The sequence below is a fragment of the Runella sp. R5_40 genome, assembly GCF_057652295.1.
In genome coordinates, this window is record NZ_JBYFCH010000028.1 from 38,983 (window position 1) to 54,421 (window position 15,439).

Annotated in this window: 11 protein-coding genes; 1 reads left to right on the plus strand and 10 read right to left on the minus strand. The window is 46.3% G+C overall.

Going from position 1 to position 15,439, the window contains the following annotated elements; translation table 11 throughout:
• Positions 1 to 6 precede the first annotated feature (6 nt).
• The 4 genes from AC23N5_RS28235 to AC23N5_RS28250 all read right to left on the minus strand — a co-directional run bounded on the left by AC23N5_RS28235 (position 7) and on the right by AC23N5_RS28250 (position 4,848).
• Positions 7 to 1,455 (minus strand): APC family permease, encoded by a 1,449-nt coding sequence (locus tag AC23N5_RS28235; RefSeq protein WP_487758093.1) that lies wholly within the window; start codon positions 1,453 to 1,455, stop codon positions 7 to 9.
• 24 nt (positions 1,456 to 1,479) lie between these two features.
• Positions 1,480 to 3,006: a DUF459 domain-containing protein gene (locus AC23N5_RS28240; RefSeq protein ID WP_487758094.1), complete on the minus strand. Its 1,527-nt coding sequence runs from the start codon at positions 3,004 to 3,006 to the stop codon at positions 1,480 to 1,482.
• Between the two features lie 174 nt (positions 3,007 to 3,180).
• Positions 3,181 to 3,960, minus strand: a complete 780-nt coding sequence (locus tag AC23N5_RS28245; protein ID WP_487758095.1) for a hypothetical protein — start codon at positions 3,958 to 3,960, stop codon at positions 3,181 to 3,183.
• A 12-nt stretch (positions 3,961 to 3,972) separates the two neighbouring features.
• On the minus strand, positions 3,973 to 4,848 hold the full coding sequence (locus AC23N5_RS28250) for a 3-keto-disaccharide hydrolase (protein ID WP_487758096.1): 876 nt from the start codon (positions 4,846 to 4,848) through the stop codon (positions 3,973 to 3,975).
• Between the two features lie 106 nt (positions 4,849 to 4,954).
• On the opposite strand from AC23N5_RS28250, the gene AC23N5_RS28255 reads away from it, so the two are divergent.
• Positions 4,955 to 5,404 (plus strand): hypothetical protein, encoded by a 450-nt coding sequence (locus AC23N5_RS28255; protein WP_487758097.1) that lies wholly within the window; start codon positions 4,955 to 4,957, stop codon positions 5,402 to 5,404.
• Positions 5,405 to 5,643: 239 nt separating this feature from the next.
• Here AC23N5_RS28255 and AC23N5_RS28260 read toward each other — a convergent pair whose 3' ends face one another.
• The 6 genes from AC23N5_RS28260 to AC23N5_RS28285 form a co-directional block, all read right to left on the minus strand.
• The gene (locus AC23N5_RS28260; RefSeq protein WP_487758098.1) at positions 5,644 to 7,275 is read right to left on the minus strand and encodes a RagB/SusD family nutrient uptake outer membrane protein; all 1,632 of its coding nucleotides are present in this window, start codon (positions 7,273 to 7,275) and stop codon (positions 5,644 to 5,646) included.
• Between the two features lie 45 nt (positions 7,276 to 7,320).
• Positions 7,321 to 10,770: a TonB-dependent receptor gene (locus AC23N5_RS28265; RefSeq protein WP_487758099.1), complete on the minus strand. Its 3,450-nt coding sequence runs from the start codon at positions 10,768 to 10,770 to the stop codon at positions 7,321 to 7,323.
• An 80-nt stretch (positions 10,771 to 10,850) separates the two neighbouring features.
• Entirely contained in the window at positions 10,851 to 11,933 is a 1,083-nt protein-coding gene (locus AC23N5_RS28270; protein WP_183971554.1) for a FecR family protein, read from the minus strand.
• Positions 11,934 to 12,054: 121 nt separating this feature from the next.
• Complete coding sequence (gene tnpA / locus AC23N5_RS28275; protein ID WP_487758100.1) at positions 12,055 to 12,516, minus strand: IS200/IS605 family transposase; 462 nt, start codon at positions 12,514 to 12,516, stop codon at positions 12,055 to 12,057.
• A gap of 833 nt (positions 12,517 to 13,349) precedes the next feature.
• Positions 13,350 to 13,958 (minus strand): RNA polymerase sigma factor, encoded by a 609-nt coding sequence (locus AC23N5_RS28280; protein ID WP_487758101.1) that lies wholly within the window; start codon positions 13,956 to 13,958, stop codon positions 13,350 to 13,352.
• 13 nt (positions 13,959 to 13,971) lie between these two features.
• A complete protein-coding gene (locus AC23N5_RS28285) occupies positions 13,972 to 15,138 on the minus strand; it encodes a glycoside hydrolase family 88 protein (RefSeq protein WP_487758102.1) in 1,167 nt (388 codons plus the stop codon).
• Positions 15,139 to 15,439: the final 301 nt, after the last annotated feature.

Consider the following 15,439-nt stretch of genomic DNA (forward strand, 5'->3'; position numbering starts at 1 on the left):
GTATCGTTAATCGTTGTCAATCAGCGGCCTTCTGCGAACATAAATCAGCGAGGCCACTCCCATCACCAAAAGCCACACGTAGGTAGAGTGAAAATACCAAGCTCCTACCGACGCCTGAAGGTCTTTCCAGACGTGTATTCCCAAAAACGCCACCAAACATCCAATCCCTGCCCACGCCAGCGTACGACGAAGCATAGGCGACGCCAGTACTTTGATGCGTTGTGCAATGGCAGGGTTCCGTTTGGGAAGGGTCAATAACGTAATGCACATCAATAAAAAATTGACCAACATGCTGGTCACCATAATGTCAATTCCTAAGAAAAAATCGCTCGCAAAATGGCTTCCTAGTATCCCAATCGTAGCCATGCCTCCGCTCAGTAGTAAGGCGCGTTTGGGCGTGTGCGTGTGGGGGTCGATGTCGGCGAGGGTTTTGGGGAAAATACCATCTTCGGCCCACGCAAAAAGCAGTCGAGAAACCGATAGCAACATGGCAGGCAGGTCGTTGACCAAAGCAATGGTGGCTCCTATCAAAATGACAACACCCCACTGCGGAGACAATAAAATACTAAACAGTCCAGGGGCAGAAATGTCTTTTTTACTGGCTTCTTCGGCGATGTACTGCCACGGAATAGCGTGGTAAACGGCCGCTGTAAATACGAAGTAGAAGCAGCCTACGATGAGTACGGCCAAGGCAATGGCACGGGGTAGCAACTGCTCGGGGTTTTGGGCTTCACCTCCCGCCTGCGCGATGGAGTCGAACCCGATAAAACTGGCAAACAACACCGCACCTGCCGACAAAAACGTGCGCCAGTCAAACGTAGCCACACTCGAAATAGAAATCTCTCGGTTTTCTTTTGCAGCCAAAGCCGCGACAAAATCAGCATGATTGAAGTAAAAACCCGCCACAATGACGATGGCTCCCAGCACAAACATCAGCACCATGAGCGGAATGAGCGTACGTTCGTAAAACGCCAGCCCGCGCATGTTTATTCCCACAAACGTCCACAGCAACACCAGCGCCAACGTGAGTCGTACCCAGCCCGTTTCGAGCCATTGAGCGGCGTTGATCCAGTCGAGGGCATTGGTAATGTCCCTAAAAAACGGCACAATAACGTAGCAAATGACCCCAATGACAATCGTGAGGCCAAACCACTGCGAAAAACTCGCCACAAAGCCCAAGTACGGATGCAAGCCTCGGCTGGCAAAAACGTAACTGCCGCCCGCTTGGGGCATGGCCGACGATAAACTGGCGTAGGCAAAGGCCGCCAACAACGCTGGCACGGCTGCCAACAAAAACGCAGGCAATACGTACGGGCCAATGCCAGGTACGTTGCGCTGAATCATGATGGGCACAATGTAAATGGAGGCCCCAATCATGGAGCAAATCCCCGTCGCGGTGAGGCTCAGCAGCCCCAACTGACGAGAAAGCGTGGGTGAAGAAGCGGGTTTAGTCATTTTGCGAATTTAATGACAAAACGCTTATTTCTTACCAAAATCACGATTAAGTACGCCCCCGATTACGTTTTTCCACACTACATATCCTTTTTCGTTAAAATGCAGCTTGTCGCCAATGTACAATTCGGGTTGGTATTTACCATCTTTCCCCAACAACTGCGGCATGGTTTCGATGTAGTGCAGCTTGGGCGTCGATTCACAATAATTTTTCAACAACGCATTGGCTTCCAAAATTTTATCTTGCACTCCCCAGCGGCGTTCGTTGGGAGAAATCGCAATCCAATAAATAGCCGCGTTGGGCAACTTAGCCTGTATGTTTTTCACAACCACTTTGTAGGTTTCGAGAATTTGCAAAGGCGTTTTGTCAAGCGGCGAATCGGCAAGGTCGTTGCTACCCGTATAAATCACAACCGCTTTGGGTTGATGTTTCCCCAAAATCTGAGGGATGTAATACGCCATTTCGGCCACCGTGGAGCCACCAAAGCCACGGTGGATGATTTCGTGCGGGGCAAGGTCTTGTTTGATGTTTTTCCACAAACGCACAAACGAGCTTCCCGTCACCAAAATCGCGTTGTTGGTGTAAGTTTCGGTTTTATCGGCTTGCTCAAAAGCGAGAATTTCGTTCTCAAAACGCGTGACGTTCAGCTTGCCTTTGAGCTGAGCTGCCAACCAATACCCCGCTTCTTCGAGGGCTTGGGTTTGTTTGGTCTTGTCGTTGTCGAGGGTATGGCCCGTGTTTTCGTACAGACGTATTCCCGTGGCGATGCCCAAAGCCAAGGAATGTTCAAAAACGACCTGACTTCCGTACTTAAAGCCGTTGTACGACAAAGAGGAATCGCTCGGCACGAGTTTATCGGCCACGCCATGAACGTTGAAATTGGGAATATCGCCTTTCTGAATCCAACGGTAATCGACCATCGCTCCCCAGCAATTGATGATGGCTTTTACTTTCGACGAATACCCTGCATTCCCGCTGTTGCCTTCCAACTTTCCCCAGCGCTCGGTATTGACGTAGGCAGGTACTTCTTTCGCGTCCAAATACGCGGCGTGCAGGGCGGTCATGGCTCCCGCCGAGCCTCCCATGAGGTAAATCTGGGACGTGTCGATTCCGTACTGGGCAGCATTTTTTCTAAAAAAACGAATGGCGGCTTTGGTGTCTTGCACCGCGCGGTACATGGCTTCGAAATAGCTTTTATCGTTTTTGGGTTCTTCCACACCCAGCCGATAGTTGATAGAACCACAGACGTAGCCTCTTTTGGCCAATCCATAGCTGAACAACAGCGGATACCCTACCTTTTTATCTCCTCCCGTAAACCCTCCTCCGTGGACAAACACCACCAACGGGCGCTTGCGGAGCGTATCGCCGTGGGGGCTGTAAACGTCGAGCAAGAGTTTTTCGTTTTCACCTTTAACGTTTCGCGCTTCGCCGTAGGGGACGTTGATGACGGAGTCGATTTGGGGAAAAGTTTCGTGTTGGTAGCGTTGCAAGCGCTGCGCCCATCCTGTAAACACGAGCGGGAAACACAAACAGAAAGAAACAAGCAATTTCATATAAGTATTCAATCAAAAATTTTAGAATAATTCAAAGTAGCCTCGGTAGAGGCGCAACAGCAGATAAGCTCATTAGCCGAATTAATCACCCAAAATCTGCGGTTTTAGAATCAGCGTAAATCTGCGGGTAAATTATAAAGAAACTTAATAAACAACGTATTTATACTCAACTACTTAAAACTTGTATTCAACCCCCGCAGGCAATGGTTCCACGTTGAGTTTCATCCATTTACCATCAATCTTTATGACTACGATTTTGTTGTCTTTGTCATAAAACATTGTACCATCGCCACTTCCTTTCAACTCTTTGAAATTTACGTATTTAGCATCCGATTGATATACATTTTCGTCGTCGCCTTGTGGCTTCTCAGCCAGTAAATCTTCCTTGCCGATATTGCCTAGTGTAAATGCGTTGGTCAGGCGAAGAGAACCGTAAAAAATGGCTTTGTCGCGGCCAAAAAGGAATGAATGTTGTCGAACATCCGAGCCAATTTTAAACCAATTGTATGCTTGTTCGGAATGATTGTAGGCCGTTCCGTAGTAATACAACTCTGCCACAGGGCGTTCTTCCTCGATGTGCTTATTGACCAGCATCGTTATCCGCGACTTATCGTCTTTGGCATAGCCCTCAAATACATGGTATCCCCAGCGTTTTTTGTTTCGCTCTTCGGCATTTCCACGTACTTGAATCATGTAGGGCGTGGAAAGAATGCCGTTCACGGTGGTGTACATGGGAGTTAGGGAAGGGTTGAAACCAAAGCTATACCCGCGCTCTTTCCAACGGGTCCAACTGGTATCTATGTCAGAACGTAATTCTACACGATTTGCATCGGGATTGCTGCCTCCTTGAGTGATTGAAATATACCTATACAACAACCCTGGGCTGGGCGACTGTTGCGCCGATACCGCCCAAGAAAAACTCATTAAACCAAAGAAAATCCAAATGCGCTTCATACGAAAAGGGAGTTAACGGCACAAAGCAGGGTTATTCTTGACAAAATAGCTGCGGTAAGTTTTTGATTTAGGATCTTTGCAACCTTCCAAGTTGAGGAGTTTGATGTTACGAAAGTCTATCTCTTGTCCTTCGCTTTGGAGGGCGATAAAGCCTTCTTTGAGGGGCTTTCCGTCAATTTTTTGGGCAGGGTCAAAACGGTTGGCTACTCCTCCTCCAATTTGGGGTTTTGCGTATTCCAAGACTTTTTCACCGTTGATAAAATGTTGCACCAACGAATCACCCAACACAATCAAATCGGCTTTTACCCATTCTTCTTTTGGGTACGTTTTAGAGGTCGAATTGATGCAGTGACGTGGGTCTTTCACCCCTTTAAAAATAACGTCCGTGCCAGGCGAACACATGTTGCCCGTGGGACGAGGTTTACCGTCGCCTAGCCCAGCCAAAAACTGCATTTCTACCGAAATCGGCCAATCTTGTTCTTTGGGCATGGTGCGGGGGTCTTGCGAATGAAACATCACTCCGCTGTTGAGTTTCGTATAATCGGGAGCGTCTTCGCGCCAAATGCCCGTAAAGCGGTACTCCATCGACAAATGATAGTACGAATAGGGCGTATTGAAGTACAAATGCCCGTAGCGTTCGTTGAATTTATCGTACTTGTCGTAACGCACTTTTATGATGCCATCTTCCACCCGAAAGGTTTCGCCAAAGTTGTCGCCCGTCTCATGGTGGTGGATTTTGACCGTCCAATTTTTAATGTCTTTGCCGTTGAAAAGATTAATCCAGTTTTCTTTTTCTTTGGCCGTTGGCGTTGTAAAGGAGAATTGGGAAACCACTGGAATCAACAATAGGTAAGCAACCAAGCGTGCGGAGGAAAAGATAGATTTCATAGGGATGTACAAAAGGTGAAAAAGATTTTCGTCATTACTTCAAGATGAAGCAGGTAATTTCCTAACTTAGTTATCTGATAATTTTTACGATAAAATTCAGCCATCGATGAAAACCCATTTTATTATTACGCGCCGCACCCACTGGTGGATGAACCTTTTTCCTCTTACAGTCTACTTGGACGACATCGAAATTGGAACGCTTCAAAACCACGAATTTATCGAATATGACCTGGTCCAGCGCGAGCAGTATGTCCACGTGGCGGTTCAATCGTGGGGGTTTTTCAAGAAAAAACACGATTTTCACCTAAAAGCCACCGACCGCATGGAGATTCAATTGGTCAGTGGCTGGGACAATTTTTTAAGAATCCTAGCATTTATCTTTGCGCTTTTACTTTTTCATTTCACTACAAGCTTCAAAAATGACAAAAAAGTAGAACTATTTTTCGCATCGCTCTTCCTACTTTATCAACTTATCGGCTACGGGGCGGTCAGCTTTATTCAATTCCATTTTGACCGTAGTTTGTTGGTGCGGGACATACAAATTGCTCACGGCTAGTAGAAATTTGATAAACGTATCAATCAAAAGCCCCCCCAACATCATTTGCTGAGAGGGCTTTACACACGAATCAAGCGCATTAGTCAGGTTGTGAGCAACCTTCCACACGAATCAAGCGCATTAGTCGGGTTGTGAGCAACCTTCCACACGAATCAAGCGCATTAGTCGGGTTGTGAGCAACCTTCCACACAGTGAGTCGGGTTGTGAGCAACCCTTACCACTTGACCCGACCCACCTAGTTACCAGCCTGGGTTTTGTTTTAGAGATGGGTTTAACGCCAACTCGTTGATCGGCAACGGCCACAAATAATCTTTGGCAGGGTCAAACTTACGGAAACTTGCCGCTTGCACTTGGATATAGTTATCGGGGGTTAAGTTTACTTGAACCGTCGTTCCAAACTCTGTTTTAAAGAAATAATTTCCTAAAATTGGTTTGGGCATTTCGGTTTCTGCCATTTTCCAACGGTTTAAATCCCAGTAACGGTGACTTTCTTGCGCCAATTCCACACGACGCTCGCGACGGATTTCATCACGCATGTTCAAGCCATTTTTTGTCACAAACTCGTTGGTCAATTTTGGCAAACCGCCTCTGGCGCGGGTACGGTTGAGGCTCAATTCCAAATCTGCATCGCTGATTTTTTCGTCCAACTCAAAGCGAGCTTCGGCATAAATCAACAACACTTCGGCGTAGCGCAAAATCATGTAGTCCATCGTTGATGCTTGGTTGTTCCAATCGTTGATGTCCGAATATTTACGGAACGTAAACCCTGTTTTGGCAAACACCAAACTCGGCACGTTGAACACAGGAAACGTAGCAATCCACGAGTCACCGCGCTTCATATACGTATCGCTCATGCGCGTATCACGGTTTTGGTAAACTTCTACCGTTGTCGTAGGAGCCGTATAAAGCGGCGATTTCGACGTTGGCAAGCCGTCTTTCATCAAGTACGAATCAATCAGGCTTTTGGTAGGGTTTAGGTTTCCGTTTTCAACGGTTCCACGGAAGTAAGTATGCGTCACTACGCGGTCGGTTTGTGATACCCCGTATTGTCTTACAATGATATTTTCGCGATTGGCACGGCCTTCACCCGCGTACTGAAACAAGTTGAAGTACCCTCCCGTGTATAAATCGTGTTGTTTGCTGTCAATCACCGCTTTCGCCGCGTTGTAAGCCAACGTCAAGTGTTTGTTGGGGTCGCCGTACTTGTGAAATTTAGCGCGAGTTCCTTCAAACAATGCTACGCGTGCTTTGAACGCCAACGCCCCTGTATTAGAAATGCGGCCATAGTCTGCCGTTCCTAACACGGTAGGGGTCGGAAGTTTAGATGCCGCAAAATCCAAGTCTTGGTAAATCTGCTCGATGATTTGGTCACGGGTAGCCGCGGGTTCTTTCAACTCGGCCGACTCGTCGGTCAATGTCTTCAAAACCAATGGCACACTTCCGTACTTGCGCAACAAATCGTAGTACCCCATCGCACGGAAGAAACGGGCTTCGCCCACGTAGCGGTCTTGAATGGCCGCCGCCAAACTCGCACGGGGTGCTTTTTCGACGATGTTGTTAGCCGCCCGAATCAAACGATACGGGGTGCTGTAGTTTCCGTCGGTGGCAGGAGCCAAACGTGTGCCATCGCTAATGTTACTAACGGTCAATCCTGTGGCATCGTCCGACCAGTTATCTTCGTTGTTGAAGGCAGGCAAAAATGTGTACAAGTAGTTGGCAGCAGCCTTCAAGTCGGCTTCCGAGCGCCAAAAGGTTTCGTCACTAATCGACGTTTCGGGAAGGCGGGTCACGTCACAGGCCGAGAGGAAAGTCAGCCCGCACACCGCCGCTATTGCTACTTTTTTGGTAAGAAATGAATATGTCTTGTTCATGTTGTTTCAATTTAATAGATACCACCTTTGTTTGAAGTACAATGCTTAAAACGAGAGGTTTAAACCCACCGAAGCCGTAGCAAAGAAAGGATAGTCGTTTTCTACGTTGTCGCGGGTTTCAGGATCGTAGTATCCTTGGAAAACTCCTAAACCTGAGATGGTAAACAAGTCTTGTCCAGAGAAGAAGAAACGAGCGCGTGCTACTTTGAGGCGTTCCGTCCAGCGGCTTGGCAAGGTATATCCTACTTGAATGTTTTTCAAGCGGGTATAACGTGCGTTCAACACCCATTTATCCGACGACAAATAGTTGTGGGTAGCTCCGATAAACGGACGAGGATAGGTGGCATTGGGGTTTTCTGGTGTCCAATAGTCGCGGTGGATGCCGAGGGCTTGTTTCCAAGTCACCAACAAAGGTGCGATAGACTCTGTAACTGGGCGGTAGCTACGTTTTCCTACGCCTTGGAAGAAGGCCGAAAAGTCAAATCCTTTCCATTGGAAACCAAAGGTGGCGCCGTACAAATAGCGTGGGTTGGTGGTTCCTAAGAAAACCATATCGCCGTAATCTTCGGTGGTTCCACGTCCAACAGTCAAGCGGCTATCACCGTTTTGGTCGATGTATTTTACGTCGCCAGCACCTGCGCGGCTATCCTGAAACGCCCAAGATTTTACTTCGTCAGCTGTTTGGAAATAACCCGCCGTTTGGTACCCCCAAATAGAGTTAAGTGGGTAATTTTCAATGGTTCCGTTGGTTCCCATTCCGACGATATTACGCCCCGAGAAGCTAATGAGTTTGTTATTGTTGTCCGACAAATTGAACGACACATTGTAGTTAAACTCTTTGCCAACAGTACCACGGTAACGCGCCTCTAACTCCCATCCCCACGATTTTAGCTCACCGTTGTTTTTACGAGGCGTGTTGATACCAATCGTCGATGGCAACAACTGTGCTGTAAGCATGTTGCGGTTGTATTTTACGTAGTAGTCTGCTGTGATTTGAAGTTTGTTTTGGAAGAAGCCCAAATCTGCGCCTCCGTTGGTAGTTTCAATGGTTTCCCAAGAAAGGTTGGCCGAAGGAATGGCGTTTTGGAAAATATACGTAGCCCGAGAATCACCCAAGACCAACGCCGACCCTTGCGAAAGTTGGTTGAGGTAATCGTAGTTGCCAATGGTGTTACCCAACGCACCACCAAGGCGACCCCAAGAAGCGCGGAGTTTCAATTCAGAAATAAAGCTGAGGCTATTTCCAAACCAAGACTCGCGGTGTACATTCCAACCCAAAGATGCCGATGGGAAGACTTTCACGCGGCTTCCTGGCGCCAACTTCGAACTTTCGTCTTGACGAAGCGTGGCCTCTACTAAGTATTTGTCGGCGTAATTGTAATTAAAACGTCCAAAAATAGACTGAAACGCATTCGTAGCAATTGCCTGACTGTTGACTTTCGTTTTTTCGTCGCCTAAGTTGAGGGTAGGAAGGTCGTTACTCACTAAGTTACTAGCACGGTTGAAGACCTGACTGTAGCGGTACGACTCCCACTGATAACCCGCAAAAAGGCCAAAATTGTGCTTCGCCCCGATTTTGAAATCGTAGTTAGCCAGCAACTGAATGTTGGTATTTTTGGTCAACTCGTTGGTGATTTCGTACGAATTGACTTGGTTGAGGTAGCTCAAAATCCGTGAACGTCCCCAAAGTGGAACGGTACGGTTGAAACGGTTTCTATCGCCACGACGGTACTGCGTTCCTACCACCGCACGAAGATTCAAGCCTTTGACCAAACCGCTGTGCTGAAGGGTAAATGTTCCATCGAAGAAGTTCTTGAAAAGGTTGTTGTACCCTCCTGCTTCCATGGTGGCATAGGCAGTAGCGGCCGAACCCGCTCCGTTGTAACGACCTTCAGGTGTAAAAAACGGTGTACGAGTACGCAAACGGTAGATTTGGTACAACAAGCCGCCCCCGTTTACATCGGCTGCGGGAGTTTTGGTACGTTCACCTGTATAAGCAACCCGCGCATCAAGTGAGAGTTTTTCGGTCAATTTTGCTCCTAAATTGAGGCGAAGGTTGTAACGTTCGTTGTTATCAGGCCCCACTTTAAATACCCCATTTTTACCGTAAAAACCACCCGAAAGCATAAAATTGAGCTTGTCGGTTCCACCACGTACTGTCAGGTTATGGGTTTGCATTGAGGTGTATTTTCTCAATACTTGGTTGGTCAACGGCTCTTGGTTGTAAAACAAGTAAGTCGAAGTATCCGCAGGGTTAACAACATACGGAACGTTGTTGCGAATCTGCTCCAAATCAAAATCTGAGTACTCTGGGCCACTGCCTGAGTTTTTGCGGGCGAGGTTAGAAAACTCCGCTTCTTCCAACAGCGACATCCGACTAGGTACGTTGATTGACCAATCGGTTCCAAACTGAGACAGGTAATCAAACGTTACCTTACCCGATTTTCCTTTTTTGGTCGTCACCAAAATCACCCCACCCGCTGCTTGTGCACCGTAGATAGCGGCGGCGGCGGCGTCTTTCAAGACACTGATATTTTCAACGTCGTTGGGGTTCATGGTTTGGAGTGTCGAAATGGGCACGGCCACCCCGTCCAAAATCATCAAAGGATCCACGCTTCCGTTGGCCGTCGTTGCTCCCCGAATCTGAATGCTGACACCTTCACTACCAGGCTGCCCTGTCGTACGTTGAATAATCAACCCAGGTGACGTTCCTTGCATGGCAGTTGCCAAGTTGCTCGAAGGGCGGTTTTCAATCGCTTTTGAATCAATGGTCGAAACGGCACCCGTCATGTTCACTTTTTTCTGAACACCGTATCCTACCACGACAACCTCTTCTAAACTTTTGTCGTCGGCCGACAATTTAACGTTGATAATACTCTGATTACCAACCACAATCTCTTGTTTGATATACCCAATGTAAGAAAAAACCAACACTGATTTCCCGTCAGGCACCGACAAACGATAGCCTCCATTGGCATCCGTCGTAGCGCCACGCGTTGTGCCTTTTACTTGTACGCTCACGCCTACAAGCACTTCGCCTTTATCGTCCGTGATTTTTCCCGTTACCCCTTGGTCGAGCACTTGGGTCGTTAATAAACTGGGCGTTTGCTGCGGAATGGGCAGCAGGCTTACTTCTTTTTTGAAGAGAGCAATTTGCTTGCCTTTCACTTCGTAGCCAATTTTAAGCGGGTTGAGCACTTGTTCAAGCACTTCTTTCAGCTTTTCGTTTTTGGCATCTACATTGATTCTTTGAGATACTTTAATTTCTCGCGGATTGTAGATAAAGCGCACGTTGGTCGCTCGTTGAAGGGTGCCTAGGGCAGTTTTTAAATCCTCGTTGGCAAGCTTTACGGTTACTTTTTGCTCCAGGGCTTCCTGAGCACTTGCGTCGTGGGCGTGAGATACTCCCATGAACAGGATTGCAATCAGCAGCTGTGTCAATGAAATCCTCATGAGCGTCCAGCAGAAATTGGGTTTGTTGTAGATTTTATCCATGATGAAATATGTGGTTTTATCATGGATGGCGAACCGAAGCCTAAAATACTGCTTTTTTAAAATTTTTTTTTAAAAAAATACTATTTACACCCTCGGCTATGGATAATGATTTGAGCATCAACGATTTCGTAGGTCGAATGCGTGATTTTGCAGATAAGGTCAAGTTTATCAAACAGCGACTCGTCGGAAAGTGTAGCCGTCAGGAAGCAATTTTCGAGGACTTTGGCATCATAAATCACGGAGATGCCGTAGGTTTTTTCTATCAAATCAAACACCTGGCTAACAGGCGTTTCCTCAAACGAATAGCTACTAACGGGTGTCTGTACAACTGCGGCGGGCGCTTCTACAATCGATTTCAAAAAGCGTTTTTCGGGTATCGAAAAAGCTACTTGCTGGTTAGGGGTAAGCACCACTCCCGCTTTCACCGCTTGTTGGGTTGTTGTGGCTTTTTCTAGGTCTTTTCGGGTATAAACCGATACGCGCCCTGTTTTCACCACCACTTTGGCCTCATCGGCCTCCGAAAATGCTTGAACCATAAAGCTCGTCCCTAGTACTTGGGTAGAAATATAGTCGGTATAAACCCAAAACGGCTGCTGGGGATTTTTCGTAATGTCAAAAAAAGCTTTCCCTTCTAAATAGACCTCGCGCAGTTGGGCACGAAAAGGCTGTGGGTACCGAATTCGGCTCTTGGGATAGAGCGAAATCGTACTTCCATCTTGCAACGAAATTTTCTGAACGCGGTCGGTTTGATTGGTCTGTTCGAGATAATCATCTTTGAAAGCTACGACCGTTTTGCTGTCATGAAGCGCCAAGGTACTAGGTCGAAAATAAGAATATGTTCCCCACCCCACGCCCAAAAGCAGGATGATAGAAGCCGCCCATTGGAACAGCGGAAACTGCCAAAACGGAGACGAAGTTTGCGGAGGAGCTTGGAGAATCTGCTCTGTAATGGCGTCTAATTCCAACTCTGGCAAGTTGGTTTCATTTTCTTCTAAGGCCAACAAAAACGCCTTCGCCAAATGGACTTTTTCGCGGCAGTCGGGGTTTTCGGCAAGCCATTGTTGCCAAAATTGGGTATTATTAGGCTCGTGTTCCAGCACCCACTGACGAAACGATTCGTCACGGGCAAAGTCTTCTAACTGATACGAGCGGTAATAATTCATTGGGTAATAGGCATGTTTTTCTATCAGATGGCGCTAAACCAACCAATATACTCCTTTCTTCTTCATTTTTTTTACAAGGTTTACAAAGGTGTCGGGATGGATGTAGCCCAAAGGAGCATATCTAATCATACCATTCAAATACATATCTAGGGTCGTAATCCACTTCAAACTTTTCAAGAAACAATAGATATTCCTCTCTAAAGGACAGTTTTTTGTGGTGTTCTGACTGGTTTAGGATGTACTTTACAACATTGTCAATTTGTGATTTGGAATAGGTAAAAGCACCATATCCATCTTGCCAAGCAAATTTTCCAACAATGTTTTTTTTATCGTTCAACCACTTTGATGAACCTGATTTAACCTGTTCCATTAATTTAGCAGGAGAAACAGTTGGGTGCATTCCTACAAAAATGTGAGTGTGATCAGGATTACAATAAATAGCGTATGTTTTGCATTTCTGGTTAGTAACAATGCCGCACATGACCTTCTCCAATTCATCTCTGATTGATTCTTTAATGAGGTTTTGCCGTCCTTGCACGGAAAAAACAAACTGAATATACAATTGCGTATATGTATTTGCCATTACGAAGATTGCAGGGCTAACGCCCCTTTTTTGTTTATTTTTATTGCCTCGCGTTCTACGAAGATTTCAGGGCTAACGCCCCTAATTTCGTTCATATTTTCTCCTCGTTTTCAGGGGCGTAGCCCCCTAAATCTTCGTAGAAAATCGCAACACAATTGACAATCTAGGGGCGTAGCCCTGACATATTTACTACGAAGATTGCAGGGCTAACGCCCCTAGATTGTTTACCTTTATACACCTCGCGTTCTACGAAGATTGCGGGGCTAACGCCCCTAATTTCGTTCATATTTCCTCCTCATTTTCAGGGGCGTAGCCCCCTAAATCTTCGTAAAAAATCGAAACCCTATTGACAATCTAGGGGCGTCAGCCCTGGCATATTTGCTACGAAGATTGCAGGGCTAACGCCCCTTTTTTGTTTATTTTTTTGCCTCGCGTTCTACGAAGATTGCGGGGCTACGCCCCTAATTTTATCCATATTTCATCCTCGTTTTCAGGGGCGTAGCCCCCTAAATCTTCGTAGAAAATCGAAACCCTATTGACACGCTAGGGGCATTAGCCCTGACATATTTGCTACGAAGATTGCAGGGCTAACGCCCCTTTTTTATTTATTTTTTTTGCCTCGCGTTCTACGAAGATTGCGGGGCTACGCCCCTAATTTCGTTCATATTTTCTCCTCGTTTTCAGGGTTGTTAGCCCTGGAAGATTACGGGGCTAACGCCCCTAATTTCGTTCATATTTCATCCTCATTTTCAGGGGCGTAGCCCCCTAAATCTTCGTAGAAAATCGCAACACAATTGACAATCTAGGGGCGTAGCCCTGACATCTTAAAACTGTCAATGGAATAAAATTATTCCCAACAAAACCTGAATCACTTGCCAATGGGTACGAAATACTTTCAACGCTGACTGTACCAAATTGGAAACCGACTGTGGGTTTATCTCCATTATCTGCGCAATTTCGTCTCGATTCAGGTTTTGATAAAACTGCAAATAGATAACCTCCCGCTGCCTTTTGGGCAGTTTATCCAATAGAATCGTGATTTTCTGGGTCAACAATTCAACGTTTTCCTGTTCAATAATCGCCCATTCGTGCGGAAGCTCTTGCGAATGCCAATCCAAGATGGTGTCGATTTCATATTGTTCATCCTTCAAAATTCGTTGCCGAAAGCCTTCCCTCAGCACTTTTTTTCGTACCGAACTCAACAAATACGCCCTGACACTCACGGGAGTGCTGAGGCGTTCGCGTCGTTGCCACACTTCAATGAATACCTCTTGGACACAATCCTTTACAAAATCTTCGGACTGCACAAACTTGCACCCGTAGTTTTGTAAAGGATTGAAATATTTTTTGACGAGCCTTCCCAACGCCCATTCGCTCCCGTTTTGCAACTGGGACCATAGCTGACTATCCACTTGTGACGATGAGGTTTCTATTGGCTTCATGTAGAACGTACGTCTATTTTTTCTTCTTGTTCAAGGCTTGGTAACGGAGCAATCCTTCCAAGTAATAGTAATCAGCATATACCAAAGGCACATCTATCTCCGAATTACCTAGCTTGTGTCCTACGCTGTGTTGCAAAATGAAGTGATTGTTTTTGCCCAACTCTGCTTTGTAAGGTGGCTTCGACAAGCTTTCTAAAATTGTGACGGCCGTGTTGTAGTAATTTTTGGCATTTTTGCCTCCGTAAGTACTCAACTCCAACAAGCCCGACGCTAAAATCGCCCCTGCTGAAGCATCGCGCTCTTCCCCTGGTTTGTTGTAGTCCCAGTACGGTACTTTGTCGGCAGGCATGTTGGGGTGGCTCAACAAATAATCGGCGATATTACGCGCATGGTCGAGGTATTTTTGGTCTTTGGTTTCGCGGTACATGACCGTGTAGCCGTACATTCCCCACGATTGCCCGCGCGACCACGACGACTCGTCAAACGCGCCCTGGTGGTTTTTCTTGGCCAATACTTCGCCGTTTGACCCGTAACAGATAACGTGATACGCGCTGTGGTCGGGGCGGTAATGGTGTTTCATGGTGTTATCGGCGTGCGTGATACACAAGTTATACAAGTCCTTGTTGCCCGACTCTTTCGCCGCCCAAAACAAGAACTCCAAGTTCATCATGTTGTCAATAATCACGGGGTAATTGTACCCACCTTTGAAGCTATTCCACGACTTAATCAGCCCTACTTTGGGGTCAAAACGTGTCGCCAACGACTGCGCACCCGTCAGCATTACGGGTTTGTAGGCTTCATTTTTAGTCAAGCGATAGCCGTTGCCAAACGGGCAATAAATCATAAAGCCCAAATCGTGCGTGCCTTTGTTGTACTGCTCTTGTTCGACGGCCATGGTCCATTTGTGGGCTGCTTCTTTCCACTGAGGCGCTTTGTTAAATTCATAAATATACCACAAAGAACCTCCAAAGAATCCGCTACACCACCAGCTCGACTTCATGTCGCGTGGGGTTCCGTCGGGGTTGGTCGATTGGGGAAACTTCGTAATGTCGGGGTGAGATGCTAACATTCCTTCGTACTGCTTGGCCGCAAACTCAAACTCTTTTTTTACATCAATTTTGGACTGCCCCCATGCCGACAATGCCAGCACAGTCATAACACAGGTAATGATTTTCTTCATTCAAGTAATGGATTTATTAAAACGTAAAAAGGGATAACGAATTTATTGAAAAAATACAAATTACAGCCATTCAACGAGATTATCCTACATTTATCATCTATGCAAATAAATGGGCTATTTTGTCTTTCTTTATGTTAAAAGTATAAGTAAATTCACATTTCTAAAAGAAATAACGCAAAAATTGAACATATTTTTGCACAATATCATCCGCAAACGTTTGCGGTTACGTTTGCGGTTTTTCTGCAACACCTATTTTAAACTTAAAAAAATCAAATATTTAAACTAAAGCTACCAACTGTAT

Coding starts and splice junctions, on each gene's coding strand:
- AC23N5_RS28235 (WP_487758093.1), bottom strand. CDS start 1,455: ATGACTAAACCCGCTTCTTCACCCACGCTTTCTCGTCAGTTGGGGCTG.
- AC23N5_RS28240 (WP_487758094.1), bottom strand. CDS start 3,006: ATGAAATTGCTTGTTTCTTTCTGTTTGTGTTTCCCGCTCGTGTTTACA.
- AC23N5_RS28255 (WP_487758097.1), top strand. CDS start 4,955: ATGAAAACCCATTTTATTATTACGCGCCGCACCCACTGGTGGATGAAC.
- AC23N5_RS28260 (WP_487758098.1), bottom strand. CDS start 7,275: ATGAACAAGACATATTCATTTCTTACCAAAAAAGTAGCAATAGCGGCG.
- AC23N5_RS28250 (WP_487758096.1), bottom strand. CDS start 4,848: ATGAAATCTATCTTTTCCTCCGCACGCTTGGTTGCTTACCTATTGTTG.
- AC23N5_RS28280 (WP_487758101.1), bottom strand. CDS start 13,958: ATGAAGCCAATAGAAACCTCATCGTCACAAGTGGATAGTCAGCTATGG.
- AC23N5_RS28265 (WP_487758099.1), bottom strand. CDS start 10,770: ATGGATAAAATCTACAACAAACCCAATTTCTGCTGGACGCTCATGAGG.
- tnpA (WP_487758100.1), bottom strand. CDS start 12,516: ATGGCAAATACATATACGCAATTGTATATTCAGTTTGTTTTTTCCGTG.
- AC23N5_RS28285 (WP_487758102.1), bottom strand. CDS start 15,138: ATGAAGAAAATCATTACCTGTGTTATGACTGTGCTGGCATTGTCGGCA.
- AC23N5_RS28270 (WP_183971554.1), bottom strand. CDS start 11,933: ATGAATTATTACCGCTCGTATCAGTTAGAAGACTTTGCCCGTGACGAA.
- AC23N5_RS28245 (WP_487758095.1), bottom strand. CDS start 3,960: ATGAAGCGCATTTGGATTTTCTTTGGTTTAATGAGTTTTTCTTGGGCG.